The organism is Clostridium sp. OM02-18AC, assembly GCF_003481825.1.
Lineage (GTDB): Bacteria > Bacillota > Clostridia > Lachnospirales > Lachnospiraceae > Brotaphodocola.
The window spans coordinates 45857-66036 of sequence record NZ_QULW01000021.1; the positions used below are offsets into that span (position 1 = coordinate 45857).

Here is a 20180-nt window from a genome sequence, read left to right on the forward strand (position 1 = left end):
TTTCTATACTCACGGAAATTCCGAGAGTAAATAAAAAGGAGAAGGAGAAGGAACAATGAAACCAATAGGAATTATCGGAGGCAGTGGATTTTATGAGCTTTTAGAAAACCCAAGAATGTTTGTTCATAATAATCGATATGGGCGTTCCTCAGAGATATTTGAGGGTACTATTCAGGGACGTAAGGTTTATTTTCTTCCGCGTCATGGTGAGGAGCACAAGATCATTGTACCACGTATTAATTACAGAGCTAATATTTGGGCATTTAAGGAACTGGGGGTCGAGCGGATTCTGGCGACCAATTGTGTGGGAAGCAGTAACCCGGAAATTGAGCTCGGCAGTCTCGTGATTCCTCATGATTTTTGTGATTGGACCAGAAGATTTCCACGTTCCTTATATGATGATGAGGTGGAAGCATATCATGTGGATATGACCCCGGCATATTGTCCGGATTTAAGAAAGGCTCTGATTGATGCAGCAAATAAGGTAAAACCTGGTCATGTCCATGACAAGGCAGTTATTTTTGTCAATGAGGGGCTTAGATTTGAAACACCATTTGAACTGAAAATGTTCAGACAGCTTGGTGCAGATCTTATTGGCATGACTACCCTGCCGGAGGCTGTATTTGCAAGAGAAGCAGCAATCTGTTATGCACATATCTGCGTTCCAACGAACTGGTGTCTCGGAGAACAGATTGAAGCAGATGACTTCCCAAGATTACTCAAGCAGGGTATTGAGGACTTTAAGCAGGTTCTGTATCTTGCAATACCGACGCTTTCCGACGACAGAGATTGTCCGTGCAGTCATGCACTGGATCATGCAATATTGAAAAAATGAGGAGACAAGTTGAAATGTCAGGATATCAGGCACTGCTAACGGATCTGGACGGAACCCTGATCCATTCACAGGACTGCATCTGTGATGCACTGTTTGCTGCTTTTCAAAAGGTAAGCAGGGTGATTCCTTCAAAAGAACAGATCATGGGGATGTTTGGCCTTCCGGTTGAGGTCATGCTTACTACCCTTACAGATATCAGTCAGGATAACAAAGAAACGATCACCCAGTTTATTGAAGAATATAAAAGGCAGTATCCCATACATATGGAGCATGCAAGGCTCATAGATGGAGCGCTGGAAACGATGCAGTACATTGAGAGTCTGGGATGTCCCATCTGCCTGATCACATCGGAACGGAGAAAGAATGCCGCACATATCCTGAAACAAATGGGGTTGGATCGCTATATTCGATATATGGTTTCCAGAGATGATGTAACTTGTTTCAAACCGGATCCGGAACCAATTTTAAAAGGAGCTGCAGCCTGTGGGATGAATCCTGAAGATTGTGTCTATATTGGCGAATCCCCCTTTGATATCAAAGCAGGCGTAACGGCAGGTGTGTACACAGTAGCGGTACCATCAGGAAACTGGTCACTGGACTCCCTTATGGAACAGTCACCGGATTGTGTGGTAAATGAAATTAAAGAGTTGTGTTCTATTTTTGACCATTCAGAAAAAAGGAGAAGGATATGAGAAAGATGAGATTGGTATTGACTGCAGCAGCTGTGCTTTGTGCACTTTCAGGATGTGCGGGCAAGAAGGAAGCTCCTAAGGATCCGGCACCGGCAGCAAGTGAGGCAAAAACTGAGAATAAGGATCAAAAAGATGAAAAGGAAAAGCCGGAAAATGAGAAACTGTTTACCTGTTTGATCTCTGAGGCGCCGGCTGGTGTTCCATTTACAGATCTGACCTGGACTGGTTTTGAACGGATTGCGGATGAGTATGGAGCGGATGTCAAGTTAATTGAAGCGCTTGATAAGGCTGAGTATTCTGAGCAGATCAGAGCCATGGCAGAGATGGGCGCAAATCCGATCTACACCATGTTTGATACGATCAATGAGGTGGCTGTTGAGCTGGCACCGGAATATCCGGATACCATGTTTTGTCTGATCGATAGCAGTTTGGATACAAAGTATGATAATGTAGCCAACGTATATGTAGACTCCCTGGAACCAGCGTTTGTTTCCGGATTTGTAGCAGCTAAGACAACGGAGTCCGGAACTATTGGATGGATTGGAAGTCTGGATATTCCGGTTATTAACCGTTTCCGTGATGCATATCTTGCCGGAGCAAATTATGGCAACCCGGATGTAGTTGTTCAGACTGCTTATGTGGGCGATGACAGTGACACGGTAAAAGCAGGAGAACAGACTAAGATTATGGTCAGCCAGGGCGCAGATATTATTTTCCAGACTGCGAATTTAGCTGGACTTGGCGTAATTCAGGGCTGCTCAGATGCCGGAATTAAATGCATTGGTGTAGACGAGTGGCAGGGCGATGTTGATGACTGTGTATTCTGGTCCTCCTTAACGGATATTAACGGAGCAGTATTCGATTCATTTACCGCATATAAAGAGGGAAATTTCGCAGCAGGTAAAACGAATTACGGAATTGAGACGCAGTCTGCAATTTATGATGAGAGAGATTATGATAAACTTCCAGATGATGTAAAGTCACAGTTGGATGAGCTTCTTGAAGCAGTAAAATCCGGATCTCTTGATATGGAGAGTTTACTGAAATAGCAGGTCATAGTGACATAAAGGAGGCATCTATGGACTTTGTGCTGGAATTAAGAGGGATAACCAAGCGCTTCGGAAGTCTGACTGCAAATGACAAGATCAGCCTGTCTGTCAGAAAAGGAACGGTTCACGCTGTTATTGGTGAAAATGGAGCAGGAAAGAGCACACTCATGAATGTGATCAGCGGTCTGTACCGGCCGGATGAGGGAGAACTGTTTGTACACGGAAAAAAAGTTGATTTCCGAAATCCCAATGATGCCAGTAAAGCTGGTATCGGAATGGTTCATCAGGAATTTATGCTATTCCCGGAATTGACGGTGCTTGATAATATCATGATGGGGTACGAAAAGAAAAAATGGGGTATTTTCCTGAACCGGGAAGAAGCCCGGCGGCATGTGGAGAACATTTGCAGGGAATACCATTTTAACATTCCCCTGGATGAATTTGTTCAGAATCTTTCGGTTTCGATGCTGCAGCAGGTAGAAATCGTGAAGATTCTGTATCGTGGAGTAGATATTATTATTTTTGATGAACCCACATCTGTGCTGACACCTCAGGGAATTCAGGGTTTGTTTGAAGCTATCCGTTTTCTGGTTAAAAACGGCAAGACGGTTTTGTTCATTACGCACAAACTGAAGGAAGTAATGGAAATCTCCGACAGCATAACAGTCTTGAAAAATGGACATTATGTTGATACAGTCACTCCAGATCAAACAGATGAACACGGCCTTGCTACTATGATGGTAGGAAGAGAGGTTATCCTGACTGCACAGAAGAAAGATAAGAAACAGGGAGATGCACTTTTAAAGGTCAGACATTTATCTATGCCGGATTATCTTGGAAGAGAAAAGCTCAAAGATGTTTCCTTTGAAATCCGCAGTGGAGAGATTCTCGGAATTGCAGGTGTAGCAGGTTCTGGCCAGCAGGAACTGGTAGAGGCCCTCTTTGGACTTAGAACTGGAAGTCATGGGGAAATTCTCTTTGATGGGAAAAATATTACAAGTTTAAACTGTCGTGAACACAGGCTATGTCATATTGGATATGTACCTCAGGATCGAATCAGTGAGGGTATTAACCGAGAAGCAACTCTATGGGAAAATGCTATTATGGGCTATCATATTGTGAAGGGATTTGGTAACCGTTATCTTTTGAATCGAAAGCAGGCATTATCCTTTACCAATCATATCATTCAGGATTTTCATGTAAAGGCATCCTCACCGAACCTGAAGATACAGACTCTTTCAGGCGGAAATATACAAAAGCTGATTGTTGGACGTGAATTCTTGCAGGACAACCGTTTGTTGATCATTGAGGATCCAACCCGTGGTATTGATATCGGAGCAATTGAGTTTATCTGGAAAAAGATTGAAAGTCTTGCAAGTGCAGGTGCGGCAATTTTACTTGTCAGCCATGAATTGAACGAGGTTATGGAGGTCTCAGACCGCATTCTTGTGATGTACGATGGACAACTCTACGATGGAGGAGTGCATGGTCAGAAGACGGAAACGGAAATCGGCCTTTTGATGGCGGGAGGTGGCTGCGCATGAGCAAAATAATAAGGCTTCCTGGGCAGTATATCGCCTGGAATGTGATGAAATATGTATGTTCTTTTATGGCTGTTATGTTGATCGGCAGTGTCCTTATTTTATGGCAGGGTGAAAATCCTGCAACTGCCATGCAATACATCCTTCAGGGAGCTTTCGGAAGTGTCCGGAATTTTGGAAATACGCTTCGCTGGATCACACCTTGTATTTTAACCGGAATTGCGGCAACAATCGCATTCAAATCAGGTGTTATGAATCTTGGAATTGAAGGACAGCTTTACTTTGGAGCGTATGCTGCGGCGCTGTTTGGATTTTATATCCATCTGCCAAAGCCTCTTCATGTGACAGGATGTCTGCTTGCAGCAGGTGTATCGGGAATGCTGTTTGCGCTGGTCCCGGCAGTGATGAAGTTGGTATTTCATGTCAATGAGATGATTACTACACTGATGCTGAATTACATTGCGGTTCTGATCACGGAGTATCTTACCTACATTGTAATGGGGATCAGTGCTGCCGGAGACTCTCTGGCATTGTCCACACCTCCCATTGAAGACACAGCTCGCCTTACAAATCTGATTCCGAAAACAAATGCAAGCACAGGAATCCTGATCGCGGTCGGACTTGTAGTGATCATTTATCTTGTTTATCGATGTACGATCATCGGCTATGAGTTAAAGCAGGTTGGTGAAAACCGCAGGTTTTCCAGAATAGGTGGTATCAATGTGACAAGAACCTTCCTCGCAATCTTTCTGCTTTCCGGATTTGTAGCCGGATTATGCGGAAGTATTGAGGTGCAGGGTACATATGGAAAGTTTACAGCCAGCTTTTCTAACAATCTGGGCTGGGATGGTATCATGATTTCTATGATCGCGGGGAATAATCCGATCATGGTATTTGTGGTTGCTGTGATTTGGGGTATTTTGAAGGCAGGCTCCCTTCACATGGAGCGTATGTGTAATGTAAATCGTTTGACAGTATTGCTGATTCAGGCTCTTTTTGTGCTGTTTATCACATTGGATTACAGGAAACTGGCTGGTATGTTTAGAAGAAAGGTGGTGGGAAGATAATGCTGTCTATATTAATCGGAACCATTACCATGGCAGCGGCATTGAGAATGGCTGTGCCGCTGATCCTGTCCTCTGTTGGAGGCTGCTTTGGTGACAGAACAGGAATCTTTAACATTGCCTTAGAAAGTTTTATGTTATGTGCAGCTTTTTTTGCAACTCTTGGTACATATTATTCAGGTAATCCTTATATTGGAGTATTATGCGGTATTCTGGCCGGTTTGGTGTGTGCAGTTATATTTGGCACACTGGTATTTCATCTTGGCTCCAGCGGGATGGTGGTCAGCATTGCCATGAATCTCGGAATGGATGCATTTACGTCCTTTCTGCTCTTAAATATATTTGGGAAACGCGGATCATTTATGGATTCTCGTCTGATCAGCCTTCCGGTGATCAAACTTCCGTTGCTCAGCAAAATCCCATATTTAGGAGAAATTTTGGGTGCCCATAATCTTGTGGTGTATTTTACGCTTTTATCCATACTGGGTGCCTGGATTGCCATGTATAAGACACCATTTGGCCTTAGGCTTAGAAGCGTTGGAATTAATGAAAAGGCAGCCCAGACAACAGGGACAAACGTTCTGCGCTACAAGTGGTATTCTGTCTTGATTACCGGCTTTTTTGTTGGAATTGCGGGAGCAATCCTGCCGTTAGGCGGTACATCCATCTTCACGGAAAACATGTCTGCCGGACGTGGCTTCTTAGCAGTTGCAGCTATCATGATCGCAAAAGGAAATCCTGTAATGGCAGCGGTATATAGTTTTATGTTTGCGTATGCACAGGCCCTGGCTGCAAGCATGCAGAATTTCGGAATTCCCTCACAAATAGTCCTGGCTTTGCCATACGTTATGACTATTGTTGTGCTTCTGATTTCAGGAATCCGTTCCAGGATGAAGGGGCACGGTTTGGAGCTGTCTTTTTAAAGTTTCAATTTGGAGGCGTATTCTATGAAGACGATGTATGGACAGATGAACAGGATAACCTGCATGTTGTACTTCGAGACATCCGGACAGCAAAGTACCAGGTGACAGATTTTATCTATGACTCAGAAAATAAGGAGTGGGTTGGCAGTGATTTATTACATGCAGATGGGATCAATTATATGGGAACAACCGGTAAGTAGCTTTCCAACTATTCGTTAAACTATTCTTTCGCGAATAGTTGGAAATAGCAAAGGAACACTGCTATTCAGCTTATATGGCTGTTTATCCTGAAAAAAAGGAAGCTGGATTTTACCAACTTCCTTTTTTCTTTATTCGATTGGGTATCTCCAAAATGCCGTTGCGCCTCGGCTGCGTTACAGACAGCTTTCTGTCTGGTACTGGATTCCTTCTTTCATGACAAAAGCACAGTCCAGAAGTGCTTTTTTGTCATGCATCAGATCCCGCTTCCATGCAGAGATATCAGCCAGTTTTCCTGGTTCCAGAGTACCGATCTGGTCAGAAAGCTGTAAAATATCCGCATTCACGGAGGTTGCGGCCTTCAGTGCGGCAAATGGGTGCATGCCGCTGCTTAACCATGCTTCATATTCGTAGCCGCTCTCGTAATTCTGGTGGTTTGCCACAAAATCGGTGCCGTATCCGAGTTTGATCTTACTGCTGCAGATGACTTCGCGGCCAGCCTGCAGTGCATCCTTGTAAAGTTCCAGTTTTTTGCGGAACTCCGGCTGTTTCTTTTTGATCTCTTCCGGATTATAGTGAACGGCTTCCTCGTACGGGCTGAAGGTCGGTACCAGGTAAATCCCCTTTTCTTCCAGGATCTGGGCGGTTTCCCGATTCATCAGGCTTCCGTGCTCCATTCCGTCAATGCCGAAAGAAATCAGCTTCTGCATCAGTTCATTGGTGTACACGTGCGCAGTCACAGTCTTTCCAAGCTCATGCGCGGTATCCATAATGGCTTTTAATTCTTCGTCATTGAGCTGCTGCTGGATCGGGGTATCATAGGGCGTGAAAAAGCCTCCGGTTGCCATGATCTTTAAGAAATCTGAGCCATATTTGACCTGTTCCCGCACAGCATTTACAAAATAGTCTTTGCCAACACCAAGGGTCATGCGCTCGTTCTGAAGCTTCTGGGAAAGAAGCGGATTTCTGGCAAAGCCCTGGCTGAGATCCCCGTGGCTTCCTGCAGAGCAGAGAAACATCGGGGCAGCCACGATACGGCTTCCGGCGAAGTAGCCCTTTTCAATGGCATGCTTTACATCCAGAACACCGTAGCCGTTGCTGGTGATGCCGCCTACATGGCGGACGGTTGTAAAGCCTCTGCGCAGTGCTTTCTTTGCACAGCGGGCGATTGCCAGTGTTTTGGCTTCTTCACTCTGGGAATAGACCTCTTCGCGTACGGTATGCCAGTCAAAAAAGTCCATGTGCATATGCGCATCAATCATACCAGGAGTAACCTGGCAGTCAGTCAGATCAATGATCCTGGCCCCTTCCGGGATATTCACCTCATTGCCGATCTCAGCAATGTGGTCATCTTCGATTAAAATACTTTGCCCAGTCTTCCACTCCGGGGTAATGCCATCGTAGAGACAGCCGCAGCGAAGGACCTGATAACGTTTTTCCATTTGTAAATCCTCTTTATCGTTCATTTTTTATGGTTACCGTTTCTAAATGTGAGTACAGTAGCCTGTTGTTATAATTTTGTGTTGCGATCCGGCATTGCTTATTCTCCGAAGATTTCCGGATCCTCTGTACCAAGCAGGTTCCGGACAAAATAATCCATCTTCCGGCGCACAAAGTAGGCATTTGCCGGTACATTGTGGTTGGCTCTTGGCAGGACAACCAGATCATACCGTTTGTTGTGTGCGTTGAGTTCATCGCAAAGCCGCAGGGTCTGTGCCATGGAAACATTGTCATCCATAGCGCCGTAAGCCAGCATCAGCTTTCCGCTCAGGTTGCCAGCCAGCCTGGTGATGTCTCCGTACCGGTAAACTTCCTCATTGTAAAGTCCGTTGTAACGCTCGGTCCAGGAATGCTCATACATGCGCTGGTCGTAGTTTCCGGAGGAAGCAACACCAACACGGTAAACCTCCGGGTATTTTAACATGGCAGAAACGGTTGCATAGCCGCCGGCAGAATTGCCCCACATGCCGATCCGGTTGAAATCAATCTGCGGATACAGATTTTTCAGCTCATTTAACGCGTAGACATGGTCTTCCAGTCCTGCGCAGGCATGAATGTTGTGGTAGCTGAGCTTATGGAAGTCCATGCCGCGACCGGGGATCCCGCGACCATCGAGGATCAGTCCGGCAAATCCAAGCTTTGCAAACGATTCCAGTCCGCCGTAGATCTCGCGATCCATGCCGTTATCCCAGGTGAAATCACGCGGGACATTGTAAAGCTGGGCACCGCCGTAAATATAGTCGATCAGCGGCCAGAAATCCTGATGTTCGGAATCCGGTGTATCCGGGCGGAAAAAAACGCCGTAAAGCTTTGTCTTTCCGTCTGCTGCCGTCAATGTGATCCGTTCCGGCATCTGGTAACCTAAGGCAAGAAGATCCGTGATATCCGCCTGCTCCAGTTCGCGCACCAGCATTCCGTCTGTTTTCCGGAGTACGGTAACCGGAGGAAGGTCAACGCGGGAATAGGTATCCACAAAGGCATCCTGTCCCATAGAAATGTGGTGAACGGCATCCTCCGGGGTCAGGCGGGTAAGGGCGCTGCCATCAAAATGGATGGAATAAAGCTGGTAATACAGCGGGTCGGAGCATTCCGGCACGTTGTTTGCCATAAAATAGATCGTTTCTGTATTCTCATCAACCCGGATCAGCTTTTGCACGATCAGGTCTTTGTGAGACTCATCAAACAGATCACCTTCACAGCTCCATGTTTGGTTGTTTTTGCGGTAACGGTAAAGATGGGCATAGCCGTTTCGCTCACTCTGCCAGAAGGCTAAGGTACCGTCACGCGTGATGCAGTTGGAAAACAGATAGCTTCCGTAGCCGTCTACCAGGCCAAATGCGCCAAGGTTCAGAAACAGATCGGTAGTTTCGTCTACAACGATCTCACAGGCTCCTGTTTCGGCATCACCGAGGTAGAGGCGCCCGTTCTGAAAGCCTCTTGAGGTCCAGGTGAAATAGAAATGTCTGCTATCTTCCATCCACTTTACCGTAGACTGGTTTGCTGCGGTAAACACAGGATAGAGGAACTCCGGTGCATCGACCCGTGTCATGGATTTGTCTTTGACAGAGCCAAGATACAGGCTGTAGTGAGGAACCTCGTCATCGGCATCCGTCACAAACGGGCACGGATATTCATAAAGCTCCGGTCGTAAATCCTTAAGACTGTCAGAATAGGACGCGATCAGCGGGAGCTTCTTGGTCTGTCTGCGGTCTGCAAGGTAGGTGATAAAACGGGTGCCATCCGGACTCCATAAAACGTTCGGGCACTCCTTCATTCTCTGACGCTTTACGGTGATCTGGCTGTAAATGTCAATATAACAGCCGTACTCGAAATCTTCGCTCCCGTCAGAGGTAAGCTGTGTCTGCTCTCCTGTTTTTACCTCAGTCAGAAACAGGTTGTGACGGATATTAGAAATTGCATAATGTCCATCCGGAGAAAAAATTGTATTTTCTGGAATGATTTTTGAAATGTCTGGTGTGATACGATCATCTGCCGGAATACAACCGGAAACAGAGCCGCTTTCGCAGCTCTGTCCGTTACAAGGTAAATCTTGCTGATTCAGGCTTATGGTTGTTTCTGTTCCATCGGATGCATTGACGCATACGGTAACGTTTAAAACATCTCCGTTAGAACGGGTCTGGCGTTCATACTGGAATGCAGTGTGATCCGGATTCCAGATGATTTTTGGATTTCCGTTCAGAACGGCATGTCTGGTATGTGCAGTCAGGAGTTTCTCTGCTGCTGCATACCGTGTACTCATAATCCCTTTTTTCATGATAAGTCTCCTGTTTGTTTATAAAAATACGTTGACACCCGGGCCAAGCGGCAGGTTTAACAGTACCCAGACAATCATCTGGACGATCCATACGAGCAGGAATGCAATGGAGTACGGAAGCATCATGGAGATCAGGCTTCCCATACCGAAGTTGCGGTCGTATTTCTTTGCCATTCCGATCGCGATCGGGATATACGGATAGATCGGGGTGATTGCGTTTGTGGTGGAATCACCGATACGGTATACGATCTGGGCGAATGCCGGGCTGTATCCGAGCATCATCATCATCGGAACCAGGATCGGTGCGAAGATGTACCATTTACCGGAGCCGCTGGTCATGAACAGGTTAACTACGCAGCAAAGGATGATGAAGAACAGCATCAGCGGGATGCCGGTAAAGCCTGCTGCCTGCAGCGCATCGGCACTCTTCACGGCAATGATCATGCCAAGGTTGGTATAGCTGAACATGTTGATGAACTGCGCGATGACAAATACCAGTACAATGTAACCGGTCATGCCTTCCAGAGCCTGTCCCATCAGTAACGGAACATCGGAGCTCTTTTTGATCGTGCCTGCGATCAGACCATATACAACGCCTACCAGGATAAAGTAGATCATCAGGATCGGAACCAGACCTTTGATGAACGGTCCATTTAAGATGGAGCCGTCCTCCGCACGCAGGATACCGCCGGACGGGATGACCATCAGTGCGAACAGTACAATGTAGAGAACGCTGAAGATACCTGCACCGCGCAGTGCCTTTGCCTGAACGGGTGTGATCTCAGAACTGGATGCTACAGCATCGACACCCTCTCCGTCTGCCGGATCATAGGTGCCAAGACGCGGAACGATAAACTTCTTGTTAACAAAGACACCTGCTATAGTCAGGGTAAATACAGATACGAACATAAAGTACCAGTTGCAGGTCGCATTTACGGTCATGGCCGGATCAATCATCTGCGCTGCGGATTCCGTAACACCGGCAAGAAGCACATCGGTACCGGCTACGATCACGCAGGCGGTAAAACCGGCATTGGTTGCGGCATATCCGGCAAGAAGTCCTGCGATCGGGTGCATGCCAACGGATTCGAAGGCAGCAGCTGCCAGAGCCGGAACAACGATGATGGAAGCCTCAGAAGCGACACTTCCGTTGATACCAAGGAACAATACGGTTGCAGTCAATGCCCAGAGCGGAACTCCAAGAATCGCTCTTCGCATAGCCGTGGTCAGCAGCCCCACTTTTTCCGAAAATCCAATTGCGATCTGCATGGCAAGGACCAGACCGAGCGGGGAGAATCCCTGGAAGTTGGAAAGCAGATTTTCCAGAAGCCAGATCAGTCCGTCTTTGCTGATGAGGCTCTTGGCCAGAACCGTTTCTCCGTTGGTGGGGTTTACGACGCTGACACCTGCCATGCTGCAGGCCAGGCTGATCAGCGCAAGGATGAGACATAACCATAAAAACAAAATGTAAGGATGAGGAAGCTGGTTTCCGACCCGCTCAATAAAATCGAGGACTTTTCCGTCCTTTTTCTTTTGTGCCACTCCCTGCATAAAAGTACCTCCTAGTTCATTTTCTTTTTTAGACCATGGTCTTATTATAAACAAAAAAAGAAGAAGGCGCAACAATTCCTTCATGCACCTTCTAAAATTAAGTAAACCGTGTCATTTTGACCGGAAAAACATCCAATTTCCTTTTATTGTTTTTTGATTGCTTCATATTGAGAAGAATAACCGATATAAGAACGCTCCAGCTTTGGAATGCTGACTGCTGCAAGGTCATAGCTTCCTCCAGCAAGGCACCAGGAAATTAATTGACTGCGTTCCTCTGCCACGATGTCAGAAGCCAGCGTGTGCCGGTCGATATCTTTGCGGATTTCGCCTCTTTCCTGTCCTTGGGTTACGATCTCTAGAATGATTTTAATAAAAGAACGCTGTTCTCCCCAGAAACGGATCCCTGTGGTACCGGAAAGCTGGCTGACATAAAGGCTGGTAAGCAATTCTTTTCCAATCTGACGGCTCATAAAATCAAACATGAAACGGTTTAAGGAAAGCAGCTGTTCAAAGCTTCCCAGTGTCGGATCAATGCTCTGGTAAAACTCCTCATATTTTTCATCGAACAGTTCATACATGGAATCCAACAGTTCGGCCTTTGCGTGAAAGTAATAATAAAATCTTCCTTTTGAGCAATGGGCTTCTTTCAGAATGTCATCCAAGGTCGTGTCCTGATATCCTTTTTCATAGAAAAGTTTCCAGGCAGCGTTCAAAAGCTGCTGCCGCTGTTTTTGTTCATTGAATTCGTCTTTGGTTCGCATAAGTTGGTCCCCTTCATTTTTCTTCTTTTGCATGATATTTTACCATGAAAATAAAATTCTTTCAAATTCAGTGGAATCAGCGGATACGCTATCTGAGGTTTTTTATCTGCAATCCAATGAAAAAGGTGCCCATGCAGTATGGACACCTGAAATAGAACAATTTTATTTGAAGATTTTTCCGAAAATAAAACGAACCAGCGGGCCTGCTGCAAACAGCTGCCAGAAGAATGCCATCGGGAAGTTCTTGATCGTGGTGGAGATCCAGATGCTTAAGAACTCCGGCTGCAGACCGTTCTTGAATAAAATGGTTGCCATCAGGCTCATGTACGGGCACATCATCCAGATGGAAAGGACAGAGATCATCAGGATTACGAAAATAGGCTTATCTTCTGCCGGATTGAAAATTCGGAATGTAACTTTTTTGGCAATTGGTCCAACTACAAAAAAGTCAAAGATAAACGCCAGCGGACACATGATCGGGAGTTCATGAAGTGCAGCTGCAAATACGAAGTTCTGCATGCCGCCTACGTTCAGCGTTACATTGTAGCAAACCATAGCGTAAACCATGGCAAAGACCATCATGATTCCATAAACAATTTCCTGTTTTAAAGATTTTGGCATAATTTCCTCCTTGATTGCATGAGAACATCGTGCAGCTGCAAAGTATGTAGGAGAACTTCGCATGGATAAAAGAGATGTCAGCTGGTATACTGCCAACACCGCATCAATATGAATGCAACAAAAAATGCAGTGAAGTCGTCAAACTCGTTGCGACTCCACTGCATTCTGATTTCAGATATCGGAACCCTTTATGGCAGATTTCCGGTGTGCATCTCACTGCGTTCTCATAAAACTGTATTTTGTATTTTCTTACCGAGGTGCTATTATAGCGGAAATTTTGATTTTGTATAATAGTTTTTTGGTAATTTTTTGAATTTTGTCTCATTAGACAAAAGTATACTCGATACAGACATATTTCTGTATATTATGACGAGTTTCACAGGAAACGCGGTACGGTGTATGTCCGGATCTGGATTTAAACACCTGGACCGGCTTCTTCTGGCTGACCAACTGCGTTCTGACCCGGTGCTTCCAGGGCTGCATTCGTTTCTGCGGCAGTTGGTGCATTGGATGAAACAGGACCATTTGATGAATTTCCAGGAGCATTCGATGTACCAGGTCCTGTCATTTCATGATCTGGCGCAGTTGATTCCGATGATCCCGGACGATCCTGCGGTGCACTGATCACACCAGAGGAGGTTTCCGGTTCTTCCTGGGATTTTGTTTCTGTGTTTCCTGTTGCTTCCATGGTCTCTTCTGCAGATTCTGAACTCTCCTCGATCCCTGCTGTACTGCTCTCTTCCACTGCAGGCTCTGTCTGGACCGGCGCTGCAGCAGGCTGCTCAGATTTTCCACCAGTCTGTCCACCGCCGCTGTTGCCCTCTGCGCCGATGTTCTTGCCGGATTCGGTATCTTTACCAGGATCTCCAAGACCGGTTTTTTGGGCAATATAGCTGCTGATCTCCTGCACAGACTGCGGCGCTGCATAGGAGGTATCATCAAATAAGAATGCATGAAGCTGGACAACGTTGCTTTCCAGTGTGGTCGGGATGACACAGGATTTCTTTCCGATCTTCGTTTCCTGATGCGAAAAAGGGAAACCGGAGGTCTGGCCGATGTAGTATTTTTTGGCACCTTTTGCAAGGGTAAGAACATCATTGACGCCGATGCTGGTAGAAATCTGAGGATAAACTGCCCCAACCAGTGTCTTTAAGGTCTTAAATCCAGAAGATTTTGCCTTTTCCATCGTCTGACCCAGCACTTTCCGCTGACGTTCCGTCCGGTTAAAGTCTGTATCCATCAGACGCAGTCTCGCATAAGCAACTGCCTGGACACCATCTAAGTGGTTCATACCGCTATGTTCCAGCTGGTAGGATCCTACGCCGGTGGAGTTTACGGTTTCTGTGATAAAGGAATTGATATAGGCAAATTCTTTGTCGGTGATTTCGATATCAACACCGCCAAGTACGTTGATGGCGTCGACAACTGCCTTCCAGTTAAAGGTTGCATAATCATCGATCCGGATGTTTAAATTGTTTTCCAATGCCTGAACCGCCTGCTCGTGTCCGCCGAGAAAATAAGCTTCATTGATCTTGTCGTATTTTTCTTCTTTGTTGGAAATGCGCAGGTAGCTGTCACGGAAAACAGATACCAGTCTGATCTCACCGGTCTTTTTGTTGATGCTTGCCAGCATTTCTACATCAGACAGCGCCCCTTTTCCAAGATTTCCATCGCGGGAGTCTACTCCGAATACTGCAATCGTCCAGTATCCATTATCACGGAAATGATGATAGAGAGAAAGACCGGCGACAAGGATAACAACCAGGAAAAGGATTTTTCCCATTTCTTTCTTTTTTCTGCGTTTTTTATGCGGTCTTTCGTAAGCAGAACGATCCTGTCTCATACGGTTCTGTTGACTCCTCCTTTCTGCTGCATTCCGGTTCTTTGGATATGGATTTCCCATTTCGCTTTGTTCGATGGTGCGGTCCAGTTCTCTTTGCAGTGCATTTTCATAGGTGTCATAATCCTCCAGATCCAGTTCTTCAATCTGGTCCGGACGTAAGTCCTCCTCTTCTTCGACTGGATCATAATGTGCTGTTCTTGCTGTATTTCGTGCGTAACCGGTTATTCCAGGATCCGAACTATGCCGTCTGGAACCGGAAGCTTGGGCAGTTCCCTGTTTTTTTCGTTGCTGTCTGGCACGCATGCGGTCCAGCTCGTCGCCTTCAAAGGCATCGTCTCTGTAATTCAAAGTTCCTCCTCCCTGATCTCATTCAGGATCTGTAAAATGTTTGATTTTAATCAATCAGTCTTCGGTAATATGACCATCCAGCGTCTCTGGTTCCGACGGTGGCATTGTTGATAGAACCGCTGGTTTCATGGACGCAGCGGACTTTTCCATCGGAAGTCCAGCCAAGAAACATGACAACATGGGCATCTGCTCCGGTGCGGATCAAAAGGTCGCCCGGCTGTAAGTCTTCCCGGCTGATCCGTGTTCCAAGGGCAGCCAGGCCACTGGTACTTTCATAAGGCAGATGGTTCCCTGTCACGGACCAGTATACCCAGCTGATCCAGCCGGAGCAATCCAGACCCTTTAGGGTACGGCCATCTACGTCTGGAGAGACCAGCGTACCGAAATGATTTCCATCGTAGTTTTTGGCAGATGGTTTTCCGCCCCAATAATAAGGTACCTTACCGACGGAATTCAATGCAAACCGCAAAAGTTCTTTTCTGGTCTCGGAAATGTCCGCTGGCAACCCATCCAGATATTCTTCAATTTCCGAAGCGGTCAGCGGTGTCCCGGTAGAAATAGAAGATACGCTCAGTCCATATTTCTGGTACCAGTCTTCGGATGCAAGTGCAATCGCAGCCTGCCGGTTCTCTTCTGTCCAGCCCTGCCAGCCGCCTTCTGTGAATTTGCTTTCGTCATTTCCGGCTGTATCCAGTGAAAAAAGGCTGGCGCTTTCCGTCAATCCACCAATCTTCATGGTAACGGTCAGGTCGACATGTCCAGGGCAGCTCAGCGTGGCCGGGCCTGTCCCGGATGCGGCTGGTGTTTCGGCATTTGAAACCGATGCTTCTGAATCCTGTCCAGATGTTGCATGCCCGGATGATTCCGATGATGTTTCCTCCGTAACGGCAATGGACTGTCCACCTTCGGATGCCTGTATGGAGACTGCCTGTTCGGCATCGGATGGAGATGCAGTCTTTTCCTGTGCCGCATAGGAAGAAGACGCCTGGGATGCATTCGCTGCCCTGGTTGGTGCCGTGATCACACCGCTGGTGGATTCCGGTATGGTTTCTGTTTCCCTGGTTTCAGCAGCAATGCTTTCCGCATTGCTTGATTCCTGTGCCTTTTTTTCGGCTGTGGCAGCTCCGGCTGTAATCACGCCATGCGCATTGGGTGCTGTTGTTTTATCTTCGGAAGAACTTGTTTCTGATTCTGTATGTTCTCCGGCTGTTTCATAAGGAAGTTCCAGATCATCCTGTTCTTTTTCGGCTTCTGCTTCTTCCAACAATGCCTTTTTCTCCAGCTCTTCCGCAGATTTTCCAACACAGCCGGAACAGTAATATACATCACTGATGGACATAGTATAGGAATGTGCAGCTTCCCACAGTGCTTTTGCATAGGAAAGAAAGGCGGCGCTGTCTTCCGGATTATGATAATAGGTATAGACGTTGGCCATAGCCATGATCTGTGGAACATCGGAATAAGGAGAAATCGTATGACCCTCTCCATCCACTGCCTGGATCCGCACATTGCGGAAACTGCCGATGGTCCAGGTAGATGGATCTTCTTTTTTATGCTGCGAATCTTCCGGATTATATTTGCCAAGGATCCGTTCCCTGGGAAGTCCAAGCTTCGCTGCCATATCAGCCGGTGTGACATCGGAATAACTGTAGAGGGCGCTGGACCAGTTTGCGTCACGCGTCATCAGTTCGTGGAATACCTGTCCGGCAAGACTTTTGGTGATATCGGTGGTGTCTTCCCCTTCTGGAAAGTAGTGAGCCAGATTTAACTCATCCAGAGTGGGAATCCAGACGGTCTCGGTTTCGGTCTCTGGTGTTGCAGCTAAAGATGCTGCAGCAGTCGTTTCTTCCTCCGTTTCCTGTTCGGTGGGCATCTCGTCCACGGCTGGATGATATAGAAAAGAAATACCAATGCTTCCGGCACCAAGAACCAGCGCCATACCGGCGGCGGCCCATTTGTTTTTATAGCGGATCATGGAATCCATCAGAAGTTTCCCGATCTGCTCAGAATGTAAATGTCGTTTCATGTTTATGATCTCGTTTTTCTTTGGTTTCATATAATAATACAACATCGTATTTTAACACAGAAGTTTTCGGAAATACAGAGTGGAAACTTTAATATTTCATGAAGAAACGGTATTTCGTTGACGAAAATACCATTCTGGTCTATAATAGACGCGATTTCGTTTTGAGGAGGAACGACAATCCAATAGCAAAGCTAAGCGCCATGCACCTGAACGCCGCACGTGAAAGCCTTAGGCATAAGGCTGGCTGGCAGGTTAACGAGGTGGAGAGATAATCGAACATTCGGCGGGTACTCTCCCATGCTTCTCCGGGCGTGTGTATTCTGTGAAATATGCGGGCAACTGCAAAACAAACACAGGATAACCGGAGGGTCTTCTTTTTGTACGCATTTTTCCGAAACGATCCGAATCGTGTATGGAATCCGTGAAAAAGAAACCATTTATTTTGGCACCATGACAACAGAACAGAAAGGAATTTTTTGATATTATGTGTGGAATTATTGGATATTCAGGACCTTTAGACGCAGCAAAGATCCTCTTAGACGGGCTCAGCGGTCTGGAATACCGCGGTTATGACAGCGCCGGAATCGGACTCTGTATGGAGGATACCAGCATCTGTATCGCAAAAAAGGTCGGAAAAGTGAAAAATTTGCGGGAGTACTGCAAAGAACATGTGCATGGAACCGCTCACAGCGGAATCGGTCATACCCGCTGGGCTACCCATGGCGGAGTAACCGATGCAAATGCGCACCCACATCGTGCAGGCAAGGTAACTTTGATCCACAATGGAATTATTGAAAATTACCATGAACTGACCGAACGCTTCCATCTGGATGACAAGCTTGTTTCCCAGACAGACAGTGAAGTGGCTGCACGCGTGCTCGACGCCCTTTACGATGGAGATCCGCTTCTGGCAATCCGGAAACTGCAGAATCTGCTGGAGGGTTCTTATGGCTTCTGCATCATGTTTGATGATCAGCCTGGCTCTGTGTATGCGATCCGAAAGGTAAGTCCTCTGGTAGCATCTTACACTCCGGCCGGTGCACTGATCGCTTCCGATCTTACCGCGCTGATCCCGTACAGCAATCAGTACTTTGTAGTCCCGGAAGATAAGATTGTACGCCTGACTCCGTATAAAGTGCATGTTTACAATCTGGATGATACCTTTTCTAAGGTTTATCCGGAAATCCTGACCGTAAACTGGAACATGGATGCAGCCATGAAGAACGGATACCCGCATTTCATGATGAAAGAGATCCATGAACAGCCGGAGGCAATGAAAAACACGATCATGCCGCGTATCAGCAAAGGGCTTCCGGACTTTTCAGATGATGGGATCCCGGATGAACTGTTCCAGAATTGCGATCAGATCCACATTGTAGCGTGCGGAACGGCCATGCATACCGGCATGGTGGCGCGTGCCCTGATCGAACCGATTCTCCGAATTCCGGTTACCGTAACCATTGCTTCAGAATTTCGATATGAACAGCCGTTGATTGATGAGCGCACCCTGGTCTTGATCATCTCCCAGTCCGGTGAAACGATTGACACGCTGGCTGCGCTTCGTCTGGCACATGACTATGGCTCGAAAACCCTTGCAATCGTAAATGTAAAGGGTTCTACCATTGCGCGGGAAAGTGACTATGTTTTATATACGCATGCCGGTCCGGAAATTGCTGTGGCAAGCACCAAGGCTTACTCCGTACAGCTTGCCGCACTTTATATGATCGGATGCCGCATGGCCCTGGTACGTGGGAAATTTACGAAAAACCAAGCCATGGATTTCCTTGCTGATCTTCTGGATGTGATTCCGGCTATGGAAACCATGATCGCACAGGAAGAAAAGATCAAGGCTGTAGTCTCCCATATCATTCCGAAGCCGGATGCGTTCTTTATCGGACGCGGACTGGACTATGCTTTTTCCTTGGAGGGCGCACTGAAGCTAAAGGAAATCTCCTACATCCATGCGGAGGCTTATGCAGCAGGAGAACTGAAACACGGAACGATCGCTTTGATCTTTGACCAGGTTCCGGTCATTGCCATTGCAACACAGGAACATGTGTTTGCAAAGACCATTTCCAATATCCGCGAGGTAAAGGCCCGTGGGGCATTTGTGATCCTGCTCACGAAGGAATCTTCCGTGGTAGATGAGAATCTGGCAGATATTTTGATCCGCATTCCAGATGTGGATGACCACTTTACGGTATTCCCGATCGCGGTCGTACTGCAGCTGATCGCGTACTACGCTTCTCTTGGAAAGGACCTGGATGTGGACCAGCCGAGAAACTTAGCGAAGTCCGTAACGGTGGAATAAGATAAAATCCTCAAAAAAGTCAGGATGCTTGCTGTGATTACCCTAAATATGTCATCTCCATGATAACACCAAACCATTTATTTACAAAATTATATTTAACCTGAATTATTCATAGAGCATCATCTGGAGAAGGTTATCCTTATCCGTGTGATATCGAAATACTGCAGAATCGTTGGTCTTAAATGAACGGTTTAAAAGCCGGTCAATGCCAAGTTTGCTTACAAACTCTTTGATAAGAAGCAAGCCTGCATCGGAGGATAAATCACCTCCATCAAAATTTATTTTATATTTTAATTTGTCTATTGCTTTCTAGAGTTAAGGTGTTTACTTTACTCATAAAGGGCACCTTTGTTGGTATTTATTTTGATTAGACACCTTAATTTTACCACAAATGGATGCTCTTTTTTCATTCACTTGATAAGTGAAAAGCAATATTCAATTAAAATATAGTAACTATGTGGCTTTCAGCCACACTCACGGATTTGCCGTGAATAATTCAGGTTAAAATTTTACTGAATGAAATAAACGCAAGAGAAGATTCCAGAATACAAATCTTCGCCAATTTTTCATTCATCTATTCCTTGTGACATACTCCCACCACTTAGCTAGCGCCTGAAGTGGGGGCTTCTCGTTCGATTGCCC

The 20180-nt window shown here is 46.4% G+C and carries 14 protein-coding genes and 1 pseudogene; 7 read left to right on the forward strand and 8 right to left on the reverse strand.

Annotated features, from left to right (window positions below):
- The first annotated feature begins 55 nt into the window (after positions 1–55).
- The 6 genes from DXB18_RS13805 to DXB18_RS13830 are packed head-to-tail and all read left to right on the forward strand — an operon-like array spanning position 56 to position 6104.
- A complete protein-coding gene (locus DXB18_RS13805; protein WP_118540598.1) occupies positions 56–835 on the forward strand; it encodes an MTAP family purine nucleoside phosphorylase in 780 nt (259 codons plus the stop codon).
- Positions 836–849: 14 nt separating this feature from the next.
- A complete protein-coding gene (locus tag DXB18_RS13810) occupies positions 850–1527 on the forward strand; it encodes an HAD family hydrolase (protein ID WP_118540597.1) in 678 nt (225 codons plus the stop codon).
- A complete protein-coding gene (locus DXB18_RS13815) occupies positions 1524–2576 on the forward strand; it encodes a BMP family ABC transporter substrate-binding protein (RefSeq protein ID WP_118708412.1) in 1053 nt (350 codons plus the stop codon). The genes DXB18_RS13810 and DXB18_RS13815 overlap by 4 nt, the downstream gene beginning before the upstream one ends.
- 29 nt (positions 2577–2605) lie before the next feature.
- Positions 2606–4120 (forward strand): ABC transporter ATP-binding protein, encoded by a 1515-nt coding sequence (locus DXB18_RS13820; protein ID WP_118540595.1) that lies wholly within the window; start codon positions 2606–2608, stop codon positions 4118–4120.
- Positions 4117–5184, forward strand: coding sequence for an ABC transporter permease (locus DXB18_RS13825; protein WP_118540594.1), 1068 nt, complete (start codon positions 4117–4119; stop codon positions 5182–5184). Before DXB18_RS13820 ends, DXB18_RS13825 begins: the two co-directional genes overlap by 4 nt.
- Positions 5184–6104, forward strand: a complete 921-nt coding sequence (locus DXB18_RS13830) for an ABC transporter permease (RefSeq protein ID WP_118540593.1) — start codon at positions 5184–5186, stop codon at positions 6102–6104. Before DXB18_RS13825 ends, DXB18_RS13830 begins: the two co-directional genes overlap by 1 nt.
- Before the next feature lie 374 nt (positions 6105–6478).
- Here the strand turns inward: DXB18_RS13830 and DXB18_RS13835 are convergent, their stop codons facing one another.
- The 7 genes from DXB18_RS13835 to DXB18_RS13865 form a co-directional block, all read right to left on the reverse strand.
- Complete coding sequence (locus DXB18_RS13835) at positions 6479–7744, reverse strand: amidohydrolase family protein (protein WP_118708414.1); 1266 nt, start codon at positions 7742–7744, stop codon at positions 6479–6481.
- Between the two features lie 98 nt (positions 7745–7842).
- Positions 7843–10077, reverse strand: a complete 2235-nt coding sequence (locus DXB18_RS13840; RefSeq protein ID WP_118708416.1) for a DPP IV N-terminal domain-containing protein — start codon at positions 10075–10077, stop codon at positions 7843–7845.
- A gap of 18 nt (positions 10078–10095) precedes the next feature.
- Positions 10096–11628: an AbgT family transporter gene (locus tag DXB18_RS13845; protein WP_118708418.1), complete on the reverse strand. Its 1533-nt coding sequence runs from the start codon at positions 11626–11628 to the stop codon at positions 10096–10098.
- 143 nt (positions 11629–11771) lie between these two features.
- On the reverse strand, positions 11772–12389 hold the full coding sequence (locus DXB18_RS13850; protein WP_182430587.1) for a TetR/AcrR family transcriptional regulator: 618 nt from the start codon (positions 12387–12389) through the stop codon (positions 11772–11774).
- Positions 12390–12551: 162 nt separating this feature from the next.
- The gene (locus tag DXB18_RS13855; protein WP_118540570.1) at positions 12552–13010 is read right to left on the reverse strand and encodes a DUF2798 domain-containing protein; all 459 of its coding nucleotides are present in this window, start codon (positions 13008–13010) and stop codon (positions 12552–12554) included.
- 415 nt (positions 13011–13425) lie between these two features.
- Positions 13426–15201 carry an LCP family protein gene (locus tag DXB18_RS13860; RefSeq protein ID WP_243103503.1) on the reverse strand — a complete coding sequence of 592 codons (1776 nt, stop codon included), beginning with the start codon at positions 15199–15201 and terminating at the stop codon, positions 13426–13428.
- Positions 15202–15247: 46 nt separating this feature from the next.
- Positions 15248–17227, reverse strand: a complete 1980-nt coding sequence (locus DXB18_RS13865) for an NlpC/P60 family protein (protein ID WP_182430588.1) — start codon at positions 17225–17227, stop codon at positions 15248–15250.
- A 484-nt stretch (positions 17228–17711) separates the two neighbouring features.
- On the opposite strand from DXB18_RS13865, the gene glmS reads away from it, so the two are divergent.
- Positions 17712–19538: a glutamine--fructose-6-phosphate transaminase (isomerizing) gene (gene glmS / locus DXB18_RS13875; RefSeq protein WP_118708424.1), complete on the forward strand. Its 1827-nt coding sequence runs from the start codon at positions 17712–17714 to the stop codon at positions 19536–19538.
- Between the two features lie 120 nt (positions 19539–19658).
- Here the strand turns inward: glmS and DXB18_RS13880 are convergent.
- A pseudogene (locus DXB18_RS13880) lies at positions 19659–19875 on the reverse strand (transposase); the annotation flags it as partial.
- Positions 19876–20180: the final 305 nt, after the last annotated feature.